This is a genomic window from Bartonella sp. AA1HLJMS, assembly GCF_042197445.1.
Lineage (GTDB): Bacteria > Pseudomonadota > Alphaproteobacteria > Rhizobiales > Rhizobiaceae > Bartonella.
The window spans coordinates 1-2,145 of sequence record NZ_JBHIRW010000126.1 but is presented as its reverse complement, the minus strand read 5'-3'; the positions used below and the strand labels follow the sequence as shown (position 1 = coordinate 2,145).

General features: G+C 38.8%; 2 protein-coding genes and 1 pseudogene. All 3 read right to left on the bottom strand.

Translation table 11 applies throughout. The features are described from left to right. Positions 1–65: 65 nt before the first annotated feature. Positions 66–1,256 carry a hypothetical protein gene (locus tag ACFIQE_RS09785; protein WP_375641284.1) on the bottom strand — a complete coding sequence of 397 codons (1,191 nt, stop codon included), beginning with the start codon at positions 1,254–1,256 and terminating at the stop codon, positions 66–68. A gap of 64 nt (positions 1,257–1,320) precedes the next feature. Beyond that, positions 1,321–1,470 (bottom strand): hypothetical protein, encoded by a 150-nt coding sequence (locus tag ACFIQE_RS09780; RefSeq protein WP_375641282.1) that lies wholly within the window; start codon positions 1,468–1,470, stop codon positions 1,321–1,323. A 231-nt stretch (positions 1,471–1,701) separates the two neighbouring features. Then, a pseudogene (locus ACFIQE_RS09775) lies at positions 1,702–2,145 on the bottom strand (DUF3792 domain-containing protein); the annotation flags it as partial.

Sequence of the window (2,145 nt, the reverse complement as noted above, 5' to 3'; positions counted from 1 at the left end):
AAAGCTGCTAAAGCCCAAAACAAGGAAAAGCCCCATTTGGGTAAAAATCATGGATTTTTTCTTTGTCACAATGCTCCCCAACATGCTAAAGCTTTTACAGCTTTTAAAATTTCCTTCTGTGCTGTGTCATGTGGTTTATCATTTAATTTTGCTAGATCTAATTTTTTTCCTGATGAAAGTTGAGAAAGGAAATGTTCTAGATGAGAGCTATACTCAAAACTGGCGCAATGCCCATTTGCTGCGATGAGCAGTTCTTTTGTTTCAGTTAAGGGCACCCATTGCAGGGTTGCAGGTGGGCGAAGAGTGATTTCATTTTCAATTTCGGAGACGTCAACAAGGGGGCGACCGATGCATAAACGTGAACTTGTATCACAAATTAATTGAGAAACCAGCATATGGCGTTTTAAGGTACCATTTGCGATGGCGGAGTTTAGTGCAGAGTGTTGAAAAGCATTATCAGGGTTTAAATTTGCTCTTCCTGATGCGCGGATATCATGTCGCGTTCGATCATCAAGATGGAGTAAATGCGTGACATAATTTTTATGATGTTGTGCATCGTGTGCTGTTTCCCAAAAAGCAATATTGATATTTGCCGCGATATTTTTTCCAGTTTCAGCAACGTGGAAAGCATCATGGGGAAAGTAGGCAACACGGTCTGTACGGTTTTGCAGCGCAATTGCTGTTAATTTATGCGCTTCATATTCAGGATATTTTAGCCCTTGGAGGTCTTCTCGTGTACTGGGCCATGCAAACATTGTTTTGCCATCTTGTAGAGTAAAACCAAAATTATGAGCGTGATCTACATGGATCCCAACATGGGTAGAAGAATACCGGCCAATGAAGCAGTCAATATCTACGCGTCCACCAGGCCTAAAACCTAAAGAATGAGCTAATTGATCTGCAAATTGTTTTGCCACATCCCATAGAACAGGGGTTGCAGCGTATAATCCATAATACATGACCGCCCATTCTTGTCCTTCGGCATATTGGTCAACGCGGGCAGTATATTCTTCTATAGTTCTATCCGTATCTAAAACAAGAAAGTTTGAAAGAGGACGTGGACTCCGCACTCCATTAACCACTGTTACTACTTCGGATTTAGGATTAAGAGCTAAGAGTTTATGAGGATGTAGAGCGTATTGTCTTAAAGCATTCAAAACATCCCTTTCATCGAAAGGGATGTGTGAAATTGATAATTCAGCTGCTTGCTTAGCCCAAATTTTTTGAGAAAAGCTCTCTGAAAATAACTGAAACATGCTATTAAATAAGCTTAATTTTTAAAGTTGGATATGTAAATAGATCTGTATCAACAATACATTATTAAACTTCTAACGAACCATTCACATCAAGCTCATTTTGACAAATTTGAATATCGTTACGCTGTGCATACTTAGTAAGCATTGCAGTTGGCACAACTTCGTCAGCAGTCAATTCAACAGCATCTTTTACTTCATTAAGTGAAATATTCATGTATTTCCCCCCTTATAGTTGATAAAAAAACAATGATAACCAAAATAAAAAAATTACCACTTATTTCCTCTTAGTATAGATTTTATTTTTTGTCAAATGTTATGTTGATTGCAAAGAGCATTTTAAATAAGAGGGCTGAATTTTAGAGTGATTAAGAAGAATTTACAAAAAAAGCTGCACGCATAGTGCAGCTTTTTATGTATTTGCTTTAAAGGTAGACAGGTAGACGTTTTAAAGCATGAAAGTGTCTTTACGGCTTCTATAACCATAATAGCCAAAAACACTGGAAATAATGGCGCCTACCAGACTTCCTAAAAAGCCCCACCACCCCATATTGGAGGCTGTTTTTGTGGCTTTAGTCGCAGTGTTTTTTGCTCCCTTGATCGTATCCTCAAGATTGTCTGAAAGTGTTTCTGCCCGTTCTTCAAGGACTTTGATGGCTTTTTCGGTCTTTTCTTCTGCGCTTTGATAGAGTTGAACAGCATGGTTGGCTGCTGTTTGTGCATCCGAACGGGACATGCCATCTTTTATGAGCGCGTTGATGATATCACTTCGATCAAATTTTGTCGTGAGATCTTCTACACGATCAGACAGGCGCTCACCAAGATTTTTTAAAGTGGTGCGATAGTAAGAAGGATCATTTTTGAAAGCTGTTATCGCAGAACCAATATCATT